Genomic DNA, 21,291 nt, shown 5'->3' with positions numbered 1-21,291 from the left:
TGCGACGCGCTAACGCGGCTTTGCCGTAAAAAGCCGGCACCCCGTTGTCGGGGTCCGGCTCCGCGGCGGAGTGCGCTTCGGGCGGGCGGACTCGTTCGTCCGGCTGCCAAATGCGCCCAGCCTGCGGTTAGATCAGCTTGCGGAACTGCTCGACGACGTTCTCGACCGTAAAGCCGTATTCCTTGATGACGCGGTCTCCAGGCGCGGATGCGCCGAAGGTGGAAATGCCGAGCACGGCGCCGCCGTCTCCGACGTAGCGCTCCCAGCCGAATGGCGAAGCCATCTCGATCGCCAGACGCGCCTTGACGCCCTTAGGCAGCACGCTCTCGCGATATTCCGCAGACTGGGCTTCGAACAGATCCCAGCTCGGCAGGCTGACGACGCGAACGTGAATTCCTTGCTCGGCCAGCGCCTTTTGGGAAGCGACGGCGAGTTGGACTTCCGAGCCCGTCGCGATCAAGATGCCTTGCGCTTCGCCAGCCGCTTCGGACAGCACGTAGCCGCCCTTCTTGATGCCTTCGCGAGCCTGCTCGGCCGTGCCTTCGAGAATCGGCAGATTCTGGCGCGTCAGGACGAGCGCGACCGGATTGCCCGTGTTCTCGAGCGCATAGGCCCAAGCCGCGGAAGTCTCGTTGCCGTCAGCAGGACGCAGCACGGTCAGGCCCGGAATGACGCGGATCGAAGCAAGCTGCTCGATCGGTTCGTGCGTCGGTCCGTCTTCGCCGACGGCGATGGAATCGTGCGTCAGGACGTATACGACCGGCTGGCCCATGATCGACGCCAGGCGGACGGCCGGACGCAGATAGTCGGTGAAGACGAAGAACGTGCCGCCGTACACGCGCAGACCGCCGTGCAGCGAGATGCCGTTCATCGCGGCCGCCATGCCGAACTCGCGAACGCCGAAGTAAATATTGCGGCCGCTATAGTCCTTCGCGGTGTAAACCGGCAGACCCTTCAGATGCGTCATCGTGGAGCTCTCCAGGTCGGCGGAGCCGCCGACGAGGTTCGGCACGTTCTTGGCAAGGCCGTTCAGGGCATTGCCCGAAGCGACACGCGTCGAGAGCGGCTTGTCCTCGGTCGTGTACTTAGGCAGATCGGCATCCCAGCCCTGCGGCAGCTTGCGCGCGAGCGCGTCCTCGAACTGCTGAGCCAGCTCGGGATAAGCGGACTTGTACTTGCCGAACAGCGCTTCCCAAGCGGCGTACGCTTGCTCGCCGCGGCTCTTGACTTCGGCGAAGTTCGCGCGAACTTCGTCGGGTACGAAAAATTCAGGATGATCCCACTCGTAGAACGCTTTGGTCAGTTTCGCTTCTTCGGTGCCGAGCGGCGAGCCGTGCGGACCTGCGTGGCCGCCCTTGCCGCCCTTGTTCGGCGAACCGTAGCCGATCACGGTCTTCACTTCGATCAGTGTCGGCTTGCTCGTTTCGGCTTGGGCTTCGGCAATCGCCTTGGCCAGCGCGGCCAGGTCGTTGCCGTCCTCGACGCGCAGCACCTGCCAGCCGTAACCGTCGAAGCGCTTGGCCACCGACTCGGAGAAGGACAGGGAGAGCTCGCCGTCCAGCGAGATATCGTTCGAATCGTACAACACGACCAGCTTGCCGAGCTGAAGGTGGCCTGCAAGCGAAGCGGATTCGGAGGAAATGCCTTCGGACAGGTCGCCGTCGCCGCAGACCGAATACGTGAAGTGGTTAATCAGCTCGAAGCCGTCACGGTTGTATGTAGCGGACAATTGCGCTTCCGCCATCGCCATGCCGACAGCCATCGCGATCCCTTGGCCGAGCGGTCCGGTCGTCGCGTCGACGCCGGCCGTGTGGCCGAATTCCGGATGTCCGGGCGTCTTGGAGCCCCATTGGCGGAAGTTCTTGAGTTCTTCGATGGGAAGATCGTAGCCGGAGAGGTGCAGCAGCGAGTACAGCAGCATCGAACCGTGGCCCGCGGACAGAACGAAGCGGTCACGGTCGATCCAGCTAGGCTGGGAAGGATTATGCTTCATCGTTTTGGCGAACAGCTGGTAACCCATCGGCGCCGCGCCCATCGGCATGCCGGGGTGTCCGGACTTCGCTTTTTCGATCGCGTCGATCGCGAGCGTGCGGATCGTCGTAACGGAGAGCTGATCGATCGTATTGGCGTTTGTTGTCATTTGGTAACGACCTCCTCTATCTGCATTACGTAGTTATTATGCGTTAACTCGTTAAATCGCCGCAGTTCGGCCTTGCCTATTGTAACATGGGGGTTGTCCGTTTGCCACAGTACTTGTACGGACAAGTCGAATGTTTTCATTCATGCGTAAGTCCGCATCTCGCGAGATGCGGACTTCAGATTATCGTTTTCCTCGCCCGGCGGCTTTATCCGTATTGGCGTCCGGATGAATTTCTCAGCCAAGTCTTTCCGGTCCCTGCCAAACCTTTAGATGAAGGCAACCGTTTTGTTCTGGTACACGACCAGGCGGTCCTCGATATGCCATTTCACCGCTCTGGCCAGCACGATCCGCTCGATGTGACGGCCCATGCGCTTCAGCTCGTCCACATTGTTGCGGTGGCTGACGCGCTGTACGTCCTGCTCGATAATCGGCCCTGCGTCAAGCTCGGCGGTCACGTAGTGCGCCGTCGCGCCGATCAGCTTGACTCCGCGATCGTAAGCCTGGTGGTACGGCTTGCCGCCGACGAACGCCGGCAGGAAGGAGTGATGGATATTGATGATGCGATTGGTGAAGTGTTCAATGAATTTCGGCGTAATAATCTGCATATATCTGGCGAGAATAACCAGGTCGACCTTGCCTGCAGTCAGCTCAAGCTGACGGCGTTCGGCTTCGGCTTTGGTCTCCGGCGTGACAGGAATGTGATGGAAAGGAATGCCGAACGATTCGACGAGCCCCCGCATGTCGTCATGATTGCTGACGACCATGCTGATCTCGGCGTCGAGATCCCCCGCCTGCCATTGCCAGAGCAGCTCGAGCAAGCAGTGGTCCTCGCGGGAGACGAAAATGGCGAGGCGTTTGCGCCGTACGGCACGATAAACGCTCCAGCGCATCTCGAACCGGTCGGCGATTCGCGCGAAATCCTCCTGCAGAACAGGCAGGTTCTGCTCGAGGCCGCCCAGATCGAAGGCGATCCGCATGAAAAACATGCCGCTGGCCGGATCGGTCGTGTACTGGTCCGACTGCAGGATGTTGGCGCCCTTCTCGTAAAGGAATTGCGAGACGGCGGCGACGATTCCCGGCCGGTCGGGGCAGGAGATCAGCATGCGGGCGCGGTTCGCGTTCTCCTCGCGGCCCTTGCTGTCCTGGTGTTGGTAAACGTTCTGGGTCATGACGGGTTCCTCTGCCTCTCTATCGATTGCTTCGTTTTCTTACTTTATCTCGCTTGCGTCGCCCTTTATACTTTGGCAAGCCATTCCCGGCCGGCGAGATAGGCCGTCAGGCGCTGATTGACAGCTTCCTCGCTGTAGTCGCCGGACAGCACGCGATGCTCCATCGCTAGATCGTACAGACGCTCGAGCGGTTCGCGCGGATCCGCCTTGCGCGCTTTGGCGTCGGACTTCAAGAGCTCCCAGGTGCTGAGCACGAAAGCGCGGTGATCGATATCTTGCTTGCTGAAGAAGTGGTGCAGACGCTCCACGTCCTCGAGGAACTCGCCGCCGAAGCGGAGGTCGACGTCGCCGCGCAGCAGCGCGATCTCGGCCTCGTACATCGGGCGCTCCTTGCCGGCGTTTTTGCCGATCCAGGGCGTCTCGAGGATAAACGGCTTGCCGGCCAGCGAAGGATGGCTGACGACATTGTTGATCGCATCGTAGCCGATCCAGCCGGAGCCGACCGGCGTATGGCGGTCCTTACCCGCGCCGCGCGGGTTTTTGCTGTCGTTCAAGTGGACGACCGCGATGCGGTCGAGGCCGACGAGGCTGTCGAACGACTTCAGCACGCCGTCCAGATCGTCGACAATATCGTAACCCGCATCGTGAACGTGGCAAGTATCGAGACAGACTGTAAGGCGGCCGTTGTCGCGTACGCGCTCGATGATGGCGGCCAGCTCTTCGAAGCTGCGGCCGATCTCGGTGCCTTTGCCGGCCATCGTCTCGAGCGCGATGTTCACGTTCGTATGCTTGGTCGCGTCCAGCACTTCGTTAAGCCCTTCCGCGATGCGGGCGATGCCGTATTCCGGATCCTTTTCGGTGTACGCGCCCGGATGAAGCACGATATTGTTGACGCCGATCGCGTCTGTCCGGCGAATCTCCTCCTGCAGGAAGTTGACGGCCAGCTCGAACGTGTCTTCCTTATAAGAACCGAGGTTCACGATGTAAGGCGCATGGACGACGATCTCGCCGATCCCCGCAGCCGTCATCGCCTCTCTCCCCTCGGGAATGTACAAGCTCTCGATAGGCTTGCGCCTCGTATTCTGCGGCGCTCCCGTATAAATCATGAACGAGCTGGAGCCGTAGGACTTGGCTTCGTCCGTCGCCGTAAGCAATCCCTTGTCCGAAAAAGACACGTGGGAACCGATCTTCAGCATGGCTTTACTCCTCTCCGTATGCGGCGCCCTGTACTGTCCGGGCCCGTCCCTTCAAATCAAAGTCTATTGTAGCGCGAACGTAGAAATAAATCTAGAAGACCGTATCCGCCAGAGACGGTAAACGGGCCCAGCCGATAGCCGTATTCCATTGAAAAATCGCACCATGAAATAAACCCGGCGAACGCTGCAAGAATAGAATGACGGCTTTTCTCTTTTGCGGGACAGACTGGTAGAAATACGATATAATTTCGGAAGCGAGGTGAATGAAAAATGAAATCCAGTCCCGATTGGTTTATGTACTTTATCGCATTTTGGGGCGTCGTGCTGGTCGTTTTTATGAGCATTGGCGGCTTTTTCATGTTTCGCAAGTTTTTGAAGGTGCTGCCGAAGGCCGACGGCAAGTCCAAGCTCGACTGGCAGAACCATTGGGTCGAGCTCAGCCGTCCGCTTTGGAACGACGAATCGAAGGCTATGCTGGACAAGCTGGCCTCGCCCGTGCCCAACGCTTTCCGCGACATCGCCAAGCATTCGATCGCCGCGCAGATCGGCCAGCTCGCCGTCGAGAGCGGCGAGGGAAAAGTGACGGAGGAGCACTGCATTAAAGGCTATATTTTGGCGACGCCGAAGCGCGATCACGCCTTCTTGATCAGCTTTTTGGACAGCAACGGCATCGATTATTCGCCGTATGCCCATCTGCTCAATTCGGAAAAAAACGAAACCTTTGGCACCTCCCGTCGTCTAACTTAAGGAGCGGCTCGTCCGGACAGGGCGGCCGCACGATCGTTTGGAGGTGGTCTTGGTATGTTCAATCAACTGAATCGGTACGGTAAAAACTCGGCCTGGGCCGTCGCCGTTCTGGCCATGCTGCTCATGGGCACGGCCTGCAGCAACGACAAAGAAGGAAGCGACGCTTCCCCTTCGCCTAGCGTATCCGCTTCTGCGTCCCCCGCATCGTCGCCTGACGCCTCTCCGTCCGCACAGCCGGACGCCAGCGCATCCGCGTCGCCTAGCGCGGCGCCCACCGCGGCTCCTTCTGACGCGGTCGACGAGAAAGAAACGGCAGGCACGTACAACGGACAAATCGACAATCACTCGATCGAGGTCGAGAGCGCCGACGGCATCCGCGCCTATCAGATCGACGACGAGATCTCGGACAAGCTGTCGAGCTGGGACGACGGTGTGAAGGTCAAATTCAAGTACAAGATCAATGAGATCAAAGGCGACAGCGAGACGATCGAGCAGTACGTCATCACCTCGATCGATAAGCAATAATTCATGACATTCCCATGAGGTGAGCCCATGCGCGCAGTGCTGTGCGGCGGTACCGGATTTATCGGTTCCGCCTTGGCCGAAGCCCTCTCCGCCCGCGGAGACGAAGTATGGATCATATCCCGGAGCAAGCCTGCGGCGCCAGCCGCAGGCTTGCTTTATGCGACCTGGGAATCGTGGCTGGCCGATCCCGGCCAGACCGGCCGAGTCGACGCGATCGTCAATCTGAGCGGAGCGACAATCGGACGCAGATGGACGCCCAAGTCCAAAGCGCTCATCCTATCCTCCCGCATCCAGGCTGCAGGACGTATCGCGGACGCCGTCGCACGCATGCCGAGCCCGCCGTCCGTGCTCGTGAACGCCTCCGCCATCTCGCTTTACGGTCATTCGGAATCGACCGGCGGCCGGTATCCCATGCCTTTCGACGAGAGTGCACCCCCGCGTCCCGAGGATTTTTTGAGCGAGACGATCGTACAATGGGAGGCCGCAGCCGACCGTATCCCGGTCGATCGTACCGTCAAGCTGCGGATCGGTCTCGCCTTGGGCCAAGGCGGCGGATCGTATTCGCTGCTCAGCCTGCCGACTAAGCTATTCGCCGGGGGCCGGCTCGGTTCGGGCAGGCAGGGGATGCCCTGGATCCACATCGACGATATCGTGGGGCTCATCCTGCTCTGCCTGGATAACCCGGCGATCTCCGGGCCCGTCAATGCAGTCGCGCCCGAGTCGGTCGACAACGATGTCTTCGGCCGGACGTTGGCCAAGGTGCTGGGCCGCCCGTATTGGCTTCATGCGCCCGCTTGGGCAATCCGCGCCGCGCTCGGCGAGATGTCCGCGCTGCTGCTCACCGGGCAGTTCGCCATTCCCCGCAAAGCGCAGGCGCATGGTTACGTTTTCCGACATCCTAAGCTGGAAGGCGCCCTTCGAGACCTGGAAGGCCGGCGTTAAAGCACGTTAGGTTCGCATCGGCTCGCTAGGCGCATGGAAACGGTAGATCGACCCGGCCACCTGCAGGCAATCTCCCGTTTCGAGCGGATAAGCTTCGTACGGCGCCATCGGACTGCCGTTGAGCCAGCTGCCGTTGCGGGACCCCAGGTCCTTGGCCAGCCATCGTCCCTGCTCACGCAGCATTTCCAGATGCGCTCTGGACATCCCCCCCGATTCATCTACGTGTTGAGCCGCGTCCCGAGAGCGTCCGATTACGAGGGATTCGGCTTTCAGCGGTATTTTGCACGGCCGCTCCGCAGACTCCCATTCCAGGTAGCATACCGCGAGAACTGAAGGCTGCGGCGAGGCCAACAGCTCCGTCGCTTCCCGCTTGGAAGGCAGCCATTCCGTCTGCGGACGATCGTGAAGCGTTAGATCAGATGCCGCCCGATTGCTTTTCGAGCCGTCAGAATAGGATTCGAATCTCGACGACGGCATGAGATCCGATGCGCGGTCCGCCTTCCCATCCACAGGATCGGGCCATGTCGGATAGGACTCGTACCGTTCCAGCTCTGGTTCGCTTGCTTCGGAACCTCTCTCCATACCGCGAAAGGTCTCCGTTCGTTCCTTCCTTGTCCATCCGTTCCAGAGAAACAAACACAAGCCCGCGCACGCTGCCGTCGCAGCAAGTGACATTGCAAGTCCTCTCGTACCCGGTGCATCGGCATATAATATTTTCCAGGCAATGCCCGCCGCGACTGCTGACAGCGTCACGAGCCATGCACGCCATCTGACGGCGCTCATGCCGCCGGGGATTAAACCGGCATCTGCATGCGCGTCTTCTTCATTCCCGACAGGAACCGGATCTTGAGCGCGCTCGGATCGTATAGCATTCGGACGTTGCCAGGAAGATTCGCCAGCCTCTCCCTCCTTCCGCACGGACGCCTTGTGCGACGGCAGCCTCACCCGATCCACCCGTGAAAAAACGTCTGGCGCTCCTTCATTTGCCTTCCGTTCCGGTTGAAGCGCCGCGTGTGTCGAAGCTTGCCCGCCTCCCGCAAACCACTTTTCGCTGCCATTGGCGGCTTGAATCATGCTTCCCGCACGTTCTTCGGCGCGTTCGCACAGATAACGGCGGGCGAAAGCACGCAAAGAAGAAGGCACGAAACCTTTTGCAGCCGTCATCTCAAGCAGTTGCTGCAGCAGCACACCGTCCGGGTTATCCGCACGCATGACCCACCTCACGATAAGGCGTTCAAATCCCGCTTCGTCTTCTCCGGATGCATCGTCCGCAAGCGGCAAGTAGGCAAACCGCAGGTCATGCCAACCGTCTCCCACGAAAATGTATTCGTCTCTTAGCAGCAGTCGTTTAAAATCCAGCATATGATCGTGGCACTGCTCAGCCGTTTCGGCCAGCTTACAGAGAGCGGCTATCGCGTCGGTCATCGTCCAGCGTTCGGCCCTAAGCGACTGGCTCAGCATTTTGCTGCCGGACAGTCGATAACGCAGCCCGATCCGTCCATCCGTCTCTTCGACGGCCAAGGGCAATAGACCCGGTATCTCGCATGCCTGCAGCATTCCCGTCTGAACTGCATCCAGATCCTCCCTGCGCCAAGGCGCCGACGCCCGTTCGAAGATCATCCACAGTCCGCGCTGCTGCTCGAATCTCGTTTTCAGCTCGTTCATGACTTCCCTCCTTACGTCAACTTTTGCTTGTAAGCTGCGACTCGCAGCTACACGCCGTAGAAGACAAGCATCGCATATGCCGGCGCCACGGCCAGCATGAACGGAAACTTAGCGCCCTTGCCGGCAAGCGCAGGATGCGATCCCCACGGCCACTGGAATCTAAGCGCCCAGGGACGCACGAGCGGCATCCTCAACAAGAGCAATAGCGCTGCAATTCCTCCCGCGAACAGCAGCGAATAGATAACCAGCTGCAGCGCTGCCGAAGCGCCGGCCCATGCGCCGTAGGCGGCAAACCACTTGACGTCTCCGGCGCCGAGACCTCTGGCGGCATGAAGCAGCCATAGCGGAATCAAACCCGCGACAATCCCCCCGATCGTCCACCAGATGCGACCGGGGCCGTACGCGGCGATGTGAAAGATGAAGCCGCCTGCCGCAAAAACGGCGCACAGCAAATTGGATATTTGCATTCGCCTGATGTCGCTCCAGCAAGCGAACAACAGCAGCATTGCCGTCGCCGACCATACAACCTGATCCACGGCTAACCTCCTTTTCAGGCTGATTTGGAATGTACCTCGAAAGTCTGCGCAAGGCTTCCTCTTGCGTAAGAGGCCTCCCATTCCCATTCGCCGGGCGTCGTGTTGCCCGATACGAGCCACGTCCACGAAACGCGGCCGGACGCGTCGGCCGTCGCCGCGCCCAGATGCCTGGCCTGGCTCAGACCGCTTTTGTAAACGACCTTAAGATCGACCGCGGCGCCCGGCTCCGCCCGCAAGACCAATGTCACCCTGCGTCCGCGTTGAACGGGAGAAGGCTCAAGCGACACAAACGCCAGCGAGCCCGCTTCCCCGCCCGGCTCCGGGGCCGCTGCGGCAAGACGCTCGCCCCCCGTCCATACCCTTTCCCGGACGGATGCCCGAAGGATGAGCGGCCGTCCGGACCAAGGAAATGAAAATGGCAATCTATATTCCGCTTCAAGCGTCAGATACGCTTGGGCAACGTCCGCTGCATCCGGCAATTCGACGCGGAACAGCTTCATTCGCGAAGCAGGCAGCATGGATTTATCGAGCCTGTCGGCGACGCGAGGCTCCAGTGCCTGCTTTGCAAGAAGCGCGTCCGGATGCCAGTCGCCTGCCGCAAACCGTTCGGCCCATTCGGAGAGCGGATCGGGCAAATAAGGAGCAAGCTTGCCGACCGTCTCCTGGGGACCCGCCAGCCTTTCCTTCCAGCTTGCGTAAGCAGAAGCATCCGCACCGACAGCCTCGCCGGCACCTGCCAAGCTCTCGGACAAGGGGTACCATACCGACGCAGTCTGCCTGGCCGTCTGGGACAAGGCGCCCTGCAGCGCCATGGCGGCAATCGAGGCGTGAATCAAATAAATTAAAAACAAAATGCAAATCATGACCGTCGGCATCGTCAGCGCGGCCTCGAGCGTCAAGCTGCCCTCGCTGCCCGCCCGTTTCTTACTGATAAGCGCTATCCGACGAAAAAGCCGTCTCATAACGATTTCCCTTCACCGTCCCCCGCCAGGATACACTTTTTCCCGCGAGCTTGGCGGCACCCGGCAAAAACCATAATCGTACCGAAGCGACGCCTCGCGCGCTTACGTAGGTGTAGGCTTCCTGAAGATCGACGTCGAGCGTGTCCTCGATTAAAGCGATCCTGCGGGACGTCTGCGCGTCGGAGCTCCCGTGCAACAGCAGAAACAACCGAATGTAATCCTTATAGTAAGTATCGATTTTTGCATATTTGGATAGCGTTATAACGCCCCGGTCCAGCAATTCTTGAACGTCCTTCAAGGCTTCGGTGATGCCGTAAAACGCGGCTGCGGCAAGCACGACCAGCGGATGCCCGTAAGAGCGGCACTCGATCAACCCTTCCATCGTGCGGATCGCAAGGCGCAACGCAAACAATTCGCCGTAAGCCGCCGCAATATTACCCGAAGGATTGCGCAGCCCGTACAACACGTACTCGTTTTCCTGCTCGCTCGGCATCAGCAGGCTCTCGCCGCTCCCCTCCAACATCGCGCGAACTTCGGATGGCTCAGCCATCGAGAAACGCGCGTAGGCGTATTCGGCAAAATATACGGTATCGCGCATCCCCGTCACGCCGTCTCCAAGCGCATCCAGCCAACCGTCCGCGGATGCGAACGCCGACTTGCGCCCTTCTTCGGCATCTGAGGGCTGTTGTGTCGCAGCTGCTTCTTCTTGCCCCTCATTCCAGGTTAAATTGCGGCGGTATAGCCAATCGAGCCTTTCGAACGCCTGCTTCTCCTCCGGCGACGATCGTATGCCCGCCAACGTGGCGAGAAAGGCGGTCGCGCCCGACCAGGCGGCGCGCGACTTCTTTTCCAGCGACTTGCGTTCCTCTTCGTCCGCCCGCTCGAACTTGAGCGTTTCGCGGCGCCCGTCCGTCACGCTGCCCGATGAACCATGCTTGCCGGCGAAGCCTGCCAATTGCGATTGAAGACGGTCCGTTCCGTCTCGCAGCGCGCCGTCCATGCCGGACGAACCTGGCGCCAAGTCCAAGGAGCCTGCCATCGATGCGGCTGCATCGCGCAAACCGATGCCGGCGCTGCGAATGGCCTCCAGCTCTTCGCCGTATCGCTCCCAATAATCATCGGCCAGAACCAGCTCCGACGCGGCTCGTCGAAGCTCTTGCAGCGAACCTGCTTCACCGTCGCCAAAACCGCCTTCCCCCGTCTCCGCCGGCCATTCCGCGGGCGTATCTGCAACGCCGCCGGCCTCCGTCGCAATCCGAGCCATTTCTTGATTCGCCGCCCGCGCCTCTTCCACATCCTTCGACGCCGCTTCAAGCGATTTCTCGAGCAAGGAAAATGCTTGTACCGGCTTATTCCGCAGCTGCCCCGCAAGCTTGGCCGCTCCAAGTTCGTAAGCCGCGATTTGCGCTGCGTACAAGGGACCTTCCGATGGAGCAGGCGTCGGGGAAGGGGACGCTCCTGGAGACGACAAGGCTCCCTTCAGCTTTTCTTCCGCCTCCCGGCGCAATCTTTCCGCTTCCCGCTGCCGCTGGGCCTCGGCTCTGGCTGCGTCTTCGGCCCGTTTTGCCGTGTAATCGCCGTACATCAAAGCCGCGTCCGCAACATCCTGAACGTCTCCGGCGGACCTGCCGCCCGTCATCGGTACCGGCGGCCGCGGAACGATTCCCTTGAAAGCTTCCGTCATGGCGTCGCCCGCTTCCGCCTGGCGTTCCAGCGCGCGATCCAAGGCCGCCTCGCGCTTCTCGTAAGCCTGACGCATGTCCTCGAGCAAATCGGACGTTTTTCGCGCTTCCTTAATCAAAACCGGCAAGCCCTTGAACCGCGAAGCCAGATCCAGCGTCAAGTCGATCGGCGCCTTATACTTCATCTCCTCAAGAACCTGCCGCTTGAATACGGCATGGGAGCCGAGCGGCCGGCTCTCGATCGCTTCCCCGTCCCGCCACGTCGTATCAAGCAGGCGCAGCGCTTCGGCATCCTCGGGATCCCGATACCCTTCGAGCACTTCGGACAGCAGCACTTCAGGCTCGCTGCCTCCGATCGCAAACAAGCCGTAGCGATCGTACAGCACCGGATCGTATGCCGACAGCACGCCTCTGGCACCGGCCTTCAACGACAGCTCCGCCTGCTTGCGATATGCCGCGATACGACCGAAATCGATCAGCGTTCCCGTCAGAAAGATCATCGCGGCCATCACCGCTGCCATGTAAATAGACACGGCTCCTGAAGTCTCTCCACCGAACCGGAACAGCCGATGGTTCGACCGCCCTTTTCTGCCTTTATTGCGATATCGCATCCGCCTTCCTCCCTAGCAGAGAGCCCGCTTTGCCGAGATATGTCTCTGCGCCGTCGCCTGCAAGTTTTGCCCGGGCCGTGTAGTAACGGACAAGATCGAACGTGCGCACCCACTCCGCCGGATCCGTCACCGGAGCCGACGCTTCGGACGATGCAACCGAAGAACCGCGCAGCCGCGCAAGCGGGCTCAGCTCGCCCGGATCCGCTGCCATGACGGCAATCTCCCGGCGCAGACCTCCACGCTCGTATCGGATGCTGCCTCGCCAATTGGCGGCGAGCGCTTGGGCGGCCGGATACAGCTTGCGCAGCATCAGCCCTTCCCCCGGCTCGGCCTCGCCGGGGAAATTCAAAACGTCCGAAGACTCGCCCGCCGACCAGCCGAATAATCCCTGAAGCAGCGCGTCTTCGGTCAGACGCCAGTACAAGCCGTCATACGCCCCTTCGTCGTAAGCGCCCGTTGCGAAGTCGCTTCCGGCATGACTCCAGTTATAGGCCGTCCTTTCCGCGGCCATGCCGGATTTGTAATGGACGATCGCATTTTGAGCGGTAAAAAGCGCGTAAAAAACGAGCAAAAAAGTTACAATCAGCAATGTCGGCATCAGCATGCTTGCCTCCAGCGAATAGGACCCGGCGGTTTGACGCCAAAAGATGGAGACGTAAGAACCGCTCAGCCGGCGACGAATCGCGCGAACAACCGCATGAAGTCGGATAAAGCTCGCCATGCCTGTCAACTGAAAAACGAATCCGACTTATCCTCGACTTTGCCGAATAGCCGATCCAGGAAGTCCAAAATCCAATCCTTGAACAATACGGCGATGGTGATGATCACCGCGGCGATCAACACGATCTCGAGCGTGCCAAGCCCCTCCTCGTTCCTCCAGAATGCGTTCAGCTTGCCGCGCGCGTACATCCCGAGCCTAAAAGAAAGACGGCGAATACTCATGTAATAAACCCCCTATTAAAAATAAAATTATTCAGTCGCCATCAGCAAGATCGAAGGCGTGCCGACCAGAACAAGGATGATGAGAAATATAATGGCGAGCGGAAAGGCAAGCCTGGAGGAAGCGCGTTCGCCGAGCGTCCTGGCTGCGGCCTTGCGCTTCTCCCACAGGATGCGCGAGAGCTCCCGCAATGCGGTTACGAACGTATCGCCGCCGCGTCGTGCGTTCATCAGCAGCGTCGTGGCGAACATCCTCGCCTCAGGTACGGCGCATCGCCGCCCGAACTCCTCCCACGCGAAAACGAAAGACTCTCCCCGCTTCACCGCCGTCACCGCGGCCTCAAGCTCCGCATAAAGCGTATCCCCTCTCCTGGCCCCGGCGCCTGCCGGCCGATCAAGACAGCGTTCGAGCGCCCGGAGCACATTTTCACCCGCGCCCACCATCAGCAGCAGCCTGCTCAGCATCTCCGGCAGTTCCATCACGATCTCATGCCTGCGCATTTCCAGCCTGCCGTATAGCTCTTTGCGCTTGATTAGCGGCAGTAGCCCCGCCATCACCGCGCCCAAGCCCAGCAACGCGGCACGATCCGCGATCCAGCCGAGCATGGCGCCCGCAAGCAGCGCCGCATAAGCATAGGCGGCACACATAGCGGCATGCCGCGACAGCAGCGCGGATACGTCCCGTCCGCCGGACAAGGCGGATAGCGCAGTTTGCTCGCGATGCAGCCTCGGGGCGATCCGCGGCCATAGGCGCACGCTCCCGATCAGCGCGTGCATCGGATCGAGCAGCAAATGACGAGGCTTGCTCCAAGCGCGTCTTCGGTATACATGCGCGAGCAGCGCCGCATAGCCTGCGAGCAGCAGCAAGGCAAATCCCCCCAGCGCGAACCGCATCATAGCCGGATATCCATAATGCGCATCATCCACGCGCATACGCCCGCCAATGCGGCCAAGCATAAGGTAAGCACGAGCAGTCCCCCGCCCCGGTATAATGGCTGCATATAATCTCCGGCAAAAAAACCGAGCAGCCCGACGAAGCCGAAGGGCATGCCCATCATCAGCCTGGACTCGAATTTTTTCTGGGCGATCATAACGCTGACCTCCAGCTCGACCTCGAGCTTCTCTGCGATCAGGCCAGAGGTGCGCCGCATGACCTCGACGAGATCGCCGCCCGAGCGTTTGCAGATCCGAAACGCCTCGGCGAAGTTCGCGATCTCCTCGATGCCGCTGCGAACGGCCAGATCGCTAAGCGACAGCTCGAGCGGCTCGCCATTGCGCAGCCGATTGGTCACTGCCCGAATCTCGCGAAGCATCGGCGCAGCCGGATCGCCGGTCAGCATCGCCATGTCGGCTTCGAGCGCGCCGAACGCGGTCTCGACGGAGCGCCCCGCGGACAGCAGCGACGACAGCGTCTGCAGCATATCCTTGAAATGCAGCCGCAGCCGCTCCTGCCTGCGCCGGCATAAATGACCGGCGACCAGCTTCGGCCCGTACCAGCCGCATGGCGTCGCGAGCAGCGCGACCAAGGGCTGGCGATACAGCAGCCATACGGCGGCAAAACCGATGAAAGCCGCTCCCGCCATTGCGTACATGCGCTCGGAGCGGCTGAGCGGGTATACCCGGTAATCCGTTAAGCTCATACCCTCACCTCCTCGCCCGCTTCCAACCAGCCGTTAAGCTTGCGCACATTCGTCAGTTCGCCCGCTCGCCGAAGAACGTCGCTATGCATTCCGTTCTCCCCTCCGAGCAAGTAGAGCGGGTTCAACTCCACCTCCCCATCCCGAAGCCCTGCGATCTCGCTAATCTCGACAACGCGCCGGCTGCCGTCCCTTAACCGGCTCAGATGAACGACAATATCAAGCGCCGAAGCAAGCTGTCGCCGTACGACGGCAACCGGCAGCTCCGAGCCGCCGAGCACCATCGTCTCCAGCCTCGACAGCATGTCCCGGGCCGTGTTGGCATGGCCGGTGGAAAGCGAACCCTCATGTCCGGTGTTCATGGCCTGCAGCATGTCGAGCGCCTCCTCGCCCCGCACCTCGCCCACAATAATCCGGTCGGGCCGCATCCGCAGCGAGGCGCGGATGAGCTCGCGCATCCCGATCCGGCCTTTGCCTTCGGTATTCGCGTTCCTCGTCTCCAGCGATACGAGGTTCGCAATGCCTGGAATCTGAAGCTCTGCCGCATCCTCGATCGTAATGATGCGCTCCTCCTGCGGGATCCAACGGGCGAGCGCGTTCAGAAAAGTCGTCTTGCCCGAGCCGGTGCCGCCGCTGATAAAAATGTTGTACTTGGCCTGCACGAGCCGCCGCAGCAGCGACGCTGCCTCCGCGCAGATCGCGCCAAGCATCACCAGCTCGTCCATGCCGAGCGGACGTGCCGGAAACCGCCGGATCGTGACGGTCGGACCTTGAAGCGCGACCGGCGGCAGGACGACGTGTACCCGCGAGCCGTCGGGCAGCCGGGCATCCACGATCGGCGACGCCTCGTTGACGATCCGATTGACTTGTCCGACGATCGATTGGATCAGATCCTCCAGCCGCTCGCGGCTCTCGAAGCCGAGCGGCGCGCGCTGCAGCCGCCCGTCCTTTTCGAAAAAAATACGCTCGTGGCCGACGATCATAATCTCGGTGACGTCCGGGTCCGCAAGCAGCGGCTGGAGCGCATCCAAGCCCCTGAAGGAATGAAACAGCCGGCTAACGGCCGCCTCGCGTTCCGCCGAGGTAAGCCGGTTCATCCGCGGCTCCGCGAACAGCTCGCCTTCGATGAGCGCCCGCAGCTCGGCATCGCTCACGGCCGCATCCCACGCCAGCCTTGATCGGACGCGCTCGCGCACGGCGGCGATCTCGTCCGCCCTCAGCCCTGCGCCGAGCATGCGTAACCGCCTCCCGCCGGGACGGGCTCCCGCAGCTCGCCGTCGCCCGGACGGCGTCCCTCTGCGCGCGGCGCATAACCTGTCGTCCCCGGCGGCGAAGACCGCTCTCTAGGGCCTTCATACCCCAGCGCGTCCAGCAGACGATCGACGCCGCCAGCAAATGCGACCGAGCCCAAAATCGCGCCGATGTCGGAGATACGCTGCCACTGCGGAATATAAGGCAGCGGCAGCCATTGCGCGCCCCCCGGCAGCCGCATGGCGTCGGAGGAAGCTTCGCCCAGCGCTTTGTTCAAAATATAAGTCGACTTGCCAAGCAGCTCCGGCTCCCGGTCGCCCCACTCCCGGAGCATTGACCTCGTCTTGCCAAGAAGCTGGACATCGTCCGCCGCGATCCAGCAGATCCTGCAGCTGAGCTCGAGCAAGCGCTGCTGCCAGCCGGCAAAGCCGCCGTCCGGATCGGCGACGATCAGATCGAAGCCGCCGTAACGGCGAAGCGCTTCGATCAGCGCCTCCAGGCGCTCCGGCGTCATCGCCAGCAGCTCGGCCGGATGATCGGCCGGCTCGAGATAGCCCGCGCCGACCGCCGATCGACGCGAGCCAAGCGCGCGAATCCGCGCCTCCGCCGAAGCAGGATGCGCCGACAGCTCGTACAACAGCCTGGACAGTCCCTCCGGCTCCCGTCCGCCATCCTCTTTCCCGTCCGTCCCCCGCCCGCCAAGCAGCGGACCGACGCCGCACAGCGCCTCCAAATTCAAATACATGACGCTGTACCCGCGCTCCGCTGCCTGCCTGGCGATGTTGAGCGCGAGCGTCGTCTTGCCCGCGCCGCCGCCCGCCGAATAGACGGTCCACAGCGCCGTCCCCTCCGCCGGCTTGGCCGAAGCCGTCTCGACCAGCCTGCGGATCTCCGCGGCGAGCCGCGGGAGCGACTGATACTGCGCGATGGCAGGCAGGCCTTCGTACTCCCCCGAAGCGCCGCTGTCGGTAAGTACGACGATCTTCGCACCGCCGCCACCTATCGGCACCTGCCCGAGCGCGGGCAGCAGCGACTGCTGTACGACCAGCAGATCCGTCCCTCGCCCGGTTTGCAAATAACGCTCCAGCGCGTCCGCATGCGTGAAAGCCGCGATCTCCGCCAGCGGATCCCGTTCCTTCAAGTACAGCGCCAGCCGGCTCGCGTACCCCGGCTGCGGCGCGGCTACGACCAGCCGAATCCCCATCTAACCCAGCTCCTCCCTATCGCAGGCAACGACAAAAAAGCACCGCCAATTTCGATGTCATCATCGAAATCAGCGGTGCTTCCGCATGCCGTACGCTTGAATATATTTCTAAATTATCATGCCTCGGCGCTCGGCGTCAATCCTTTTCCGAAGCCGTCCGCCGACGCCCCGCACACGTACGCCCAACTGGCCGATCACATTTTCGTCAGCCGCACATCGTCGATGTGCAGCGTCGTGCCTCCGGACGAATCGACGTAGAACCCGACGTCCACCTGCCCGTTCGTCACGAAAATATTGCTGATGCTGATATACTTCCAGACGCCGTCGTTGGAGATATTGTAGTATTGCGCCGTGCCGCCGTAGTTCGAGATTTCCGCCCGCGCCGTTGTCGGCGTCGTGTTTTTCAGTCGAACCCGCGCTTCGAACTTGTAGTTGGCGTTGTTGACCGGCACGCTCACGACCTGATGGACGCTCTGCTGGTAGGCGCCGGCGAGCCAGAAAAACGCGCGCTTGTCCTGCGTCCACGGAGACTCGGGCGGATTGGTGCCCGACCCGCTGTCAATACCGTACGCAAGCGTCTGCCCAGTCGGATGCCATTCGGACCAGTTGCTGTTGTAAGCCGTGTCCCGGTCAAAGTCCCCGTTATCGAGCAGGTTCAGCTCGGACTCCGGCGTACCCGGCGTGGCCGAAGCGACCAGCAGCCGGTCGAGGTTCACGTTGCCGCTGTTGCCCGAATCGTACTTGAAGGCGACCAGATTGGCGCCCGCGCTCAGCGTGACCGTCTTGGTGACGTCCTGCCACACGTTCCAGTTGGCGCTCGGACTCGCGAAGCTGACCGAGCCGGCGCTGACGCCGTTCACGTAAGAGGTCAGCGTCTTGGCCGAGCCGCTGCCGTTCGCATACCGCATCGCCAGCGTATAGGTGCCTGCTGCGGGCGCGTTGACCCTGAATTCGGCCTGCCCGCCGACGGCGCTCAGATTGTCCACGAACGCAGCCCCCGAGTAGAACCAGTGATCCTTGTTAATGCCTGCGCCGCCGGACAGCCTGGCGCTCTCCGCCTCGTACTTGGCAACGGCAGCCGCATACGGAACCTTGACGTAATCGAGGTTCGCATTGCCCGTGTCGCCCGCATCGCTGTCGTACTTGTACGACAAGCTGTTGCGGCCGGCTTCGAGCGGAATCGTCTCGGTCTGCGTCGCCCAGGTATCCCAGTTCGCCTGGTTCGCAAGCGTCGTTTGCTTGACCCGCTTGCCGTTGACGTAAATGCTGAGCGACTTCGCCGAGCCCGTCGAGTTGGCGTAGCGGAGATCGACCGCATAGTCGCCGCCCGTCGCCACGTTCGGATAGAAGGTGACGGCAGCGCCCGCATTGCCGAGCCCTTCGACGAAGCCCGTACCCGCGTACCCGCTGTGGTTCGTGTTGACGTTCGCCTTGGTCGAGGTCGTATTGCCGGACAAAGAGGCGTCCTCGGCCTCGTACTGCGTCGCGGTGTCCGTCACTGTCGCGGAGCCGCTGACGACGACGTTTTTGGCCGATGCGCCGCCCGCCGCGAGCTTGACGTAGGTGACGTCGCCGTAGACGTCCTTCGTCTTCGTCCAGCCTTCGCCCGAAGCCGCGCGCAGGGCGTTCAAGCTCGCATAGGAAGTCGCACTCGATCCGCCGATCGTAACGCCCGTGCCGGCCTTGCCGTGGATCGCGGCGAGATAGTAGGCAACCGGTGCCGAATACGTGCCGTTCTTGGCTCCGACGCTGAACGAAATGCCGCTCGCGCCGTTGTCCTGCGCCGTCATCGTCTGCTTGAAGTAGCCGGTGCCCTCATAATTGTAGGTCGTGCCGTCGTCGTCGTAATAGGTGAAGCTCGTCTGCACCGTGTCAGGGAACACGTCGACATTGATCGTGGAGACCGACGCTTGTCCGGTGTAGTCCAGCACCTTCTGCGTAGGGATGATCGCGCCCTTCTTGACGAACACGGGAATATCGCTCCACGTGCTCGCATTGACCGGGTAGCTGATCGTCTGTCCGCCCGCGTAGGCGGTGCCGCGGAAGTAGTCGATCCAGTTGCCGGTCGGCAAATAGACGGACTTGGACGTCTGCTGCTTGTCGACGACGGGCGAGGCCAGCAGCCAGTCTCCGAACATCCACGCGTCCAGGTTGTTTTTGGCGTTCGTGTCCGTCGGATAATCGTACAGGAGCGGACGGACCAGACCGACGCCCGTCTCGTAAGCGCTGCGCTCATACGCGTACATATACGGCATCAGCCCGTAACGGAGCTGAATCGCCGACTTGGACGCTTCCTCCGCGGTACTGCCGTATACCCAAGGCTGGCGCTGCTGGTGATTGTTGCCGTGAACGCGGAATACAGGCGTGAAGGCGCTGAATTGGATCCAGCGCGCATACAGTTCCGGCGACGGATTGCTCGTCGTGCCGTCCTGCTGGTTGAAGCCGCCGGTATCCATGCCCCACTTGGGCTGCCCCATATTGATGGAGGACAGCATGGTCGCCCGCTGCTCCTTCATGCCCGCGGCCCAGTTGATCTTCTCGCCCTTGTACCACTGAATGCCGATGTCGCCCGACCACAGCGTCGTCGCGTAGCGCTGCGCGCCGGGATAATACGTGCGAGCCGTCTGCCAGACGCGGTTGGTCGACGAATAGGCCCGCTGTCCTTCATAGATCGCTTGCGAAAAATGAGTCGTGGTGAAATTGCCGAACCAGAGCGTGGTGCCGCCGGAGGACACCTTGTCCGTCTCGTCGTTCCACCAGCCGACGATGCCTTTGTCGAACGCGCCCTTGGAGTGGTCCCAGTACCAGGCGCGCTCCGAGGCATTGTACGGGTCGATGCTGCGCACGCTGACCGGAATAAAATAGTCGGTGTACGCGCCGTGACCGGGATACCAATAGCCGCCCGCATTTGCATCGATCGACTGCTGGGTCGTATGACTCGACAGGTCGGTCGTGACGATGCGCGGCTTCGTGATGCCGATCATCTTCACGCCCTTGCCGTCCATCGTCGTCTTGAGCGCCGTCGTGGACGCGCTCGGGAAGTTGGTCGTATTCCACGTGAACTCCCCGTAGTTGTCCTGCCCGTAATTTTTCCAGTCGTAATCGAGGCCGACACTGTCGAGCGGAATGTTTTTCGCCCGGTACGTATCCACGTTCCCGAGCAGCTCCGTCTGGTTCGTATCCCATTCGAAGTTGGAGAAGCCGAGCGACCACTTGGGCATCATCGGCGATTTGCCCGTAATGTCGGAATACGAACTCATAATCTGCTTGGGCGAGCCTAGCATGATGTAATACTCGACGTCGTTTTTCGTATACCGGCGGCCCTCCGTCGGCGTTCCGCCGTAATAAAACTCCATCTTGCCCGTCGCGGACTCGGTGTACGGATAGCCGCCGTCGCTGTCGACCAGCACGCCGTAGCCGGCCGTCGACCAGATGAACGGACCTCCCGCGTCGCCCTGCTCGCCCGCATGGGCACCGTGGCTGTTGTCGTTGCGCAGCAGGTCGCCGCCGTCCTCGAAGGCGTTGTAGCCGCGAATGCCGTACATATTGTCCGCCGTATTGTGCAGGAACCGCACGCCGTCGGAGAAAACGCCGCCGGCGGACGGCTCCCAGAACAAGGTCGTTCCGTTCGACTTTTTGACGGTCAGACGAGCCGGACTCTTGGCAATCTCAATCTTCATATCGGTCGTCGTGACCGTGATCGGATCGCCGGCCGTATTAATCGTAGCGCCTGCCGCGCTCCACGTTTTGGCGGCGTCGATCATCGGCGTGTCGGCGCTGGCGGCGACCGAATTAGGCCGATAATCGACCTTCGCGATGCCGGAAGAGAGCACCTTGATCTCGAGAATATCGTCGCTCGGCTCCGTGCCGTTGTCGATCGTCAGCGTAAGCGTGTCGCCCGACACGCTGCTGGCGGTCACGTTGCCCAGCGCGCCGACATAGGCATACGCCGGACTCGCGCCCATCGGCGCGAGCAATGCGGCGCCCAGCAGGACGGCGGTGAGCAGACTCGTGCTTTTTCGAGCCATAGATGCATACATATGGCGCATCGTCGGCATCCTCCTGTCTTTTTTAAAATAAGTGCG

Annotated in this window: 17 protein-coding genes; 3 read left to right on the top strand and 14 right to left on the bottom strand. The window is 61.4% G+C overall.

The genetic code is table 11. The features are described from left to right. Positions 1 to 127: 127 nt before the first annotated feature. The 3 genes from tkt to ACFSR7_RS01235 form a co-directional block, all read right to left on the bottom strand. The gene (gene tkt, locus ACFSR7_RS01245; RefSeq protein WP_378158552.1) at positions 128 to 2,140 is read right to left on the bottom strand and encodes a transketolase; all 2,013 of its coding nucleotides are present in this window, start codon (positions 2,138 to 2,140) and stop codon (positions 128 to 130) included. A gap of 266 nt (positions 2,141 to 2,406) precedes the next feature. Next, positions 2,407 to 3,309 carry a formyltetrahydrofolate deformylase gene (gene purU, locus ACFSR7_RS01240; protein WP_378158551.1) on the bottom strand — a complete coding sequence of 301 codons (903 nt, stop codon included), beginning with the start codon at positions 3,307 to 3,309 and terminating at the stop codon, positions 2,407 to 2,409. 65 nt (positions 3,310 to 3,374) lie between these two features. Next, complete coding sequence (locus ACFSR7_RS01235) at positions 3,375 to 4,505, bottom strand: deoxyribonuclease IV (protein ID WP_378158550.1); 1,131 nt, start codon at positions 4,503 to 4,505, stop codon at positions 3,375 to 3,377. Between the two features lie 270 nt (positions 4,506 to 4,775). Between ACFSR7_RS01235 and ACFSR7_RS01230 the strand changes: the two genes are divergently transcribed. Genes ACFSR7_RS01230 through ACFSR7_RS01220 form a run of 3 tightly spaced genes read left to right on the top strand, consistent with a single transcriptional unit; the run spans position 4,776 to position 6,719 of the window. Next, positions 4,776 to 5,252: a DUF2621 domain-containing protein gene (locus ACFSR7_RS01230; protein WP_378158549.1), complete on the top strand. Its 477-nt coding sequence runs from the start codon at positions 4,776 to 4,778 to the stop codon at positions 5,250 to 5,252. Between the two features lie 54 nt (positions 5,253 to 5,306). Beyond that, complete coding sequence (locus ACFSR7_RS01225; RefSeq protein ID WP_378158548.1) at positions 5,307 to 5,777, top strand: hypothetical protein; 471 nt, start codon at positions 5,307 to 5,309, stop codon at positions 5,775 to 5,777. Between the two features lie 27 nt (positions 5,778 to 5,804). Continuing rightward, on the top strand, positions 5,805 to 6,719 hold the full coding sequence (locus ACFSR7_RS01220; protein WP_378158547.1) for a TIGR01777 family oxidoreductase: 915 nt from the start codon (positions 5,805 to 5,807) through the stop codon (positions 6,717 to 6,719). Positions 6,720 to 6,725: 6 nt separating this feature from the next. On the opposite strand, the gene ACFSR7_RS01215 is transcribed toward ACFSR7_RS01220, so the two are convergent. From ACFSR7_RS01215 to ACFSR7_RS01165, 11 genes are all read right to left on the bottom strand, one after another. Continuing rightward, positions 6,726 to 8,384 carry a DUF6382 domain-containing protein gene (locus ACFSR7_RS01215; RefSeq protein WP_378158546.1) on the bottom strand — a complete coding sequence of 553 codons (1,659 nt, stop codon included), beginning with the start codon at positions 8,382 to 8,384 and terminating at the stop codon, positions 6,726 to 6,728. Between the two features lie 47 nt (positions 8,385 to 8,431). After that, entirely contained in the window at positions 8,432 to 8,920 is a 489-nt protein-coding gene (locus tag ACFSR7_RS01210) for an A24 family peptidase (protein ID WP_378158545.1), read from the bottom strand. Positions 8,921 to 8,934: 14 nt separating this feature from the next. Beyond that, positions 8,935 to 9,882: a hypothetical protein gene (locus ACFSR7_RS01205; protein WP_378158543.1), complete on the bottom strand. Its 948-nt coding sequence runs from the start codon at positions 9,880 to 9,882 to the stop codon at positions 8,935 to 8,937. Further along, the gene (locus ACFSR7_RS01200; RefSeq protein WP_378158542.1) at positions 9,845 to 12,175 is read right to left on the bottom strand and encodes a TadE/TadG family type IV pilus assembly protein; all 2,331 of its coding nucleotides are present in this window, start codon (positions 12,173 to 12,175) and stop codon (positions 9,845 to 9,847) included. Before ACFSR7_RS01200 ends, ACFSR7_RS01205 begins: the two co-directional genes overlap by 38 nt. Next, positions 12,159 to 12,773, bottom strand: coding sequence for a hypothetical protein (locus ACFSR7_RS01195; RefSeq protein ID WP_378158540.1), 615 nt, complete (start codon positions 12,771 to 12,773; stop codon positions 12,159 to 12,161). Before ACFSR7_RS01195 ends, ACFSR7_RS01200 begins: the two co-directional genes overlap by 17 nt. A gap of 128 nt (positions 12,774 to 12,901) precedes the next feature. Next, positions 12,902 to 13,117 (bottom strand): Flp1 family type IVb pilin, encoded by a 216-nt coding sequence (locus ACFSR7_RS01190; protein ID WP_378158539.1) that lies wholly within the window; start codon positions 13,115 to 13,117, stop codon positions 12,902 to 12,904. 27 nt (positions 13,118 to 13,144) lie between these two features. Continuing rightward, the gene (locus tag ACFSR7_RS01185; RefSeq protein ID WP_378158537.1) at positions 13,145 to 13,981 is read right to left on the bottom strand and encodes a type II secretion system F family protein; all 837 of its coding nucleotides are present in this window, start codon (positions 13,979 to 13,981) and stop codon (positions 13,145 to 13,147) included. Positions 13,982 to 14,007: 26 nt separating this feature from the next. After that, a complete protein-coding gene (locus ACFSR7_RS01180) occupies positions 14,008 to 14,754 on the bottom strand; it encodes a type II secretion system F family protein (protein ID WP_378158536.1) in 747 nt (248 codons plus the stop codon). Beyond that, a complete protein-coding gene (locus ACFSR7_RS01175) occupies positions 14,751 to 15,986 on the bottom strand; it encodes a TadA family conjugal transfer-associated ATPase (RefSeq protein WP_378158535.1) in 1,236 nt (411 codons plus the stop codon). Before ACFSR7_RS01175 ends, ACFSR7_RS01180 begins: the two co-directional genes overlap by 4 nt. Further along, the gene (locus ACFSR7_RS01170; protein WP_378158534.1) at positions 15,968 to 17,206 is read right to left on the bottom strand and encodes a CpaE/TadZ family protein; all 1,239 of its coding nucleotides are present in this window, start codon (positions 17,204 to 17,206) and stop codon (positions 15,968 to 15,970) included. Before ACFSR7_RS01170 ends, ACFSR7_RS01175 begins: the two co-directional genes overlap by 19 nt. 194 nt (positions 17,207 to 17,400) lie before the next feature. After that, positions 17,401 to 21,255 carry a TIM-barrel domain-containing protein gene (locus ACFSR7_RS01165; RefSeq protein WP_378158533.1) on the bottom strand — a complete coding sequence of 1,285 codons (3,855 nt, stop codon included), beginning with the start codon at positions 21,253 to 21,255 and terminating at the stop codon, positions 17,401 to 17,403. Positions 21,256 to 21,291 lie beyond the last annotated feature (36 nt).

Origin of the sequence: Cohnella sp. GCM10020058 (assembly GCF_042683485.1) — a bacterium.
Taxonomy (GTDB): domain Bacteria; phylum Bacillota; class Bacilli; order Paenibacillales; family Paenibacillaceae; genus Cohnella.
Note: the sequence above shows the minus strand (reverse complement) of the source record. Positions and strands in the feature narration are given on the sequence as shown.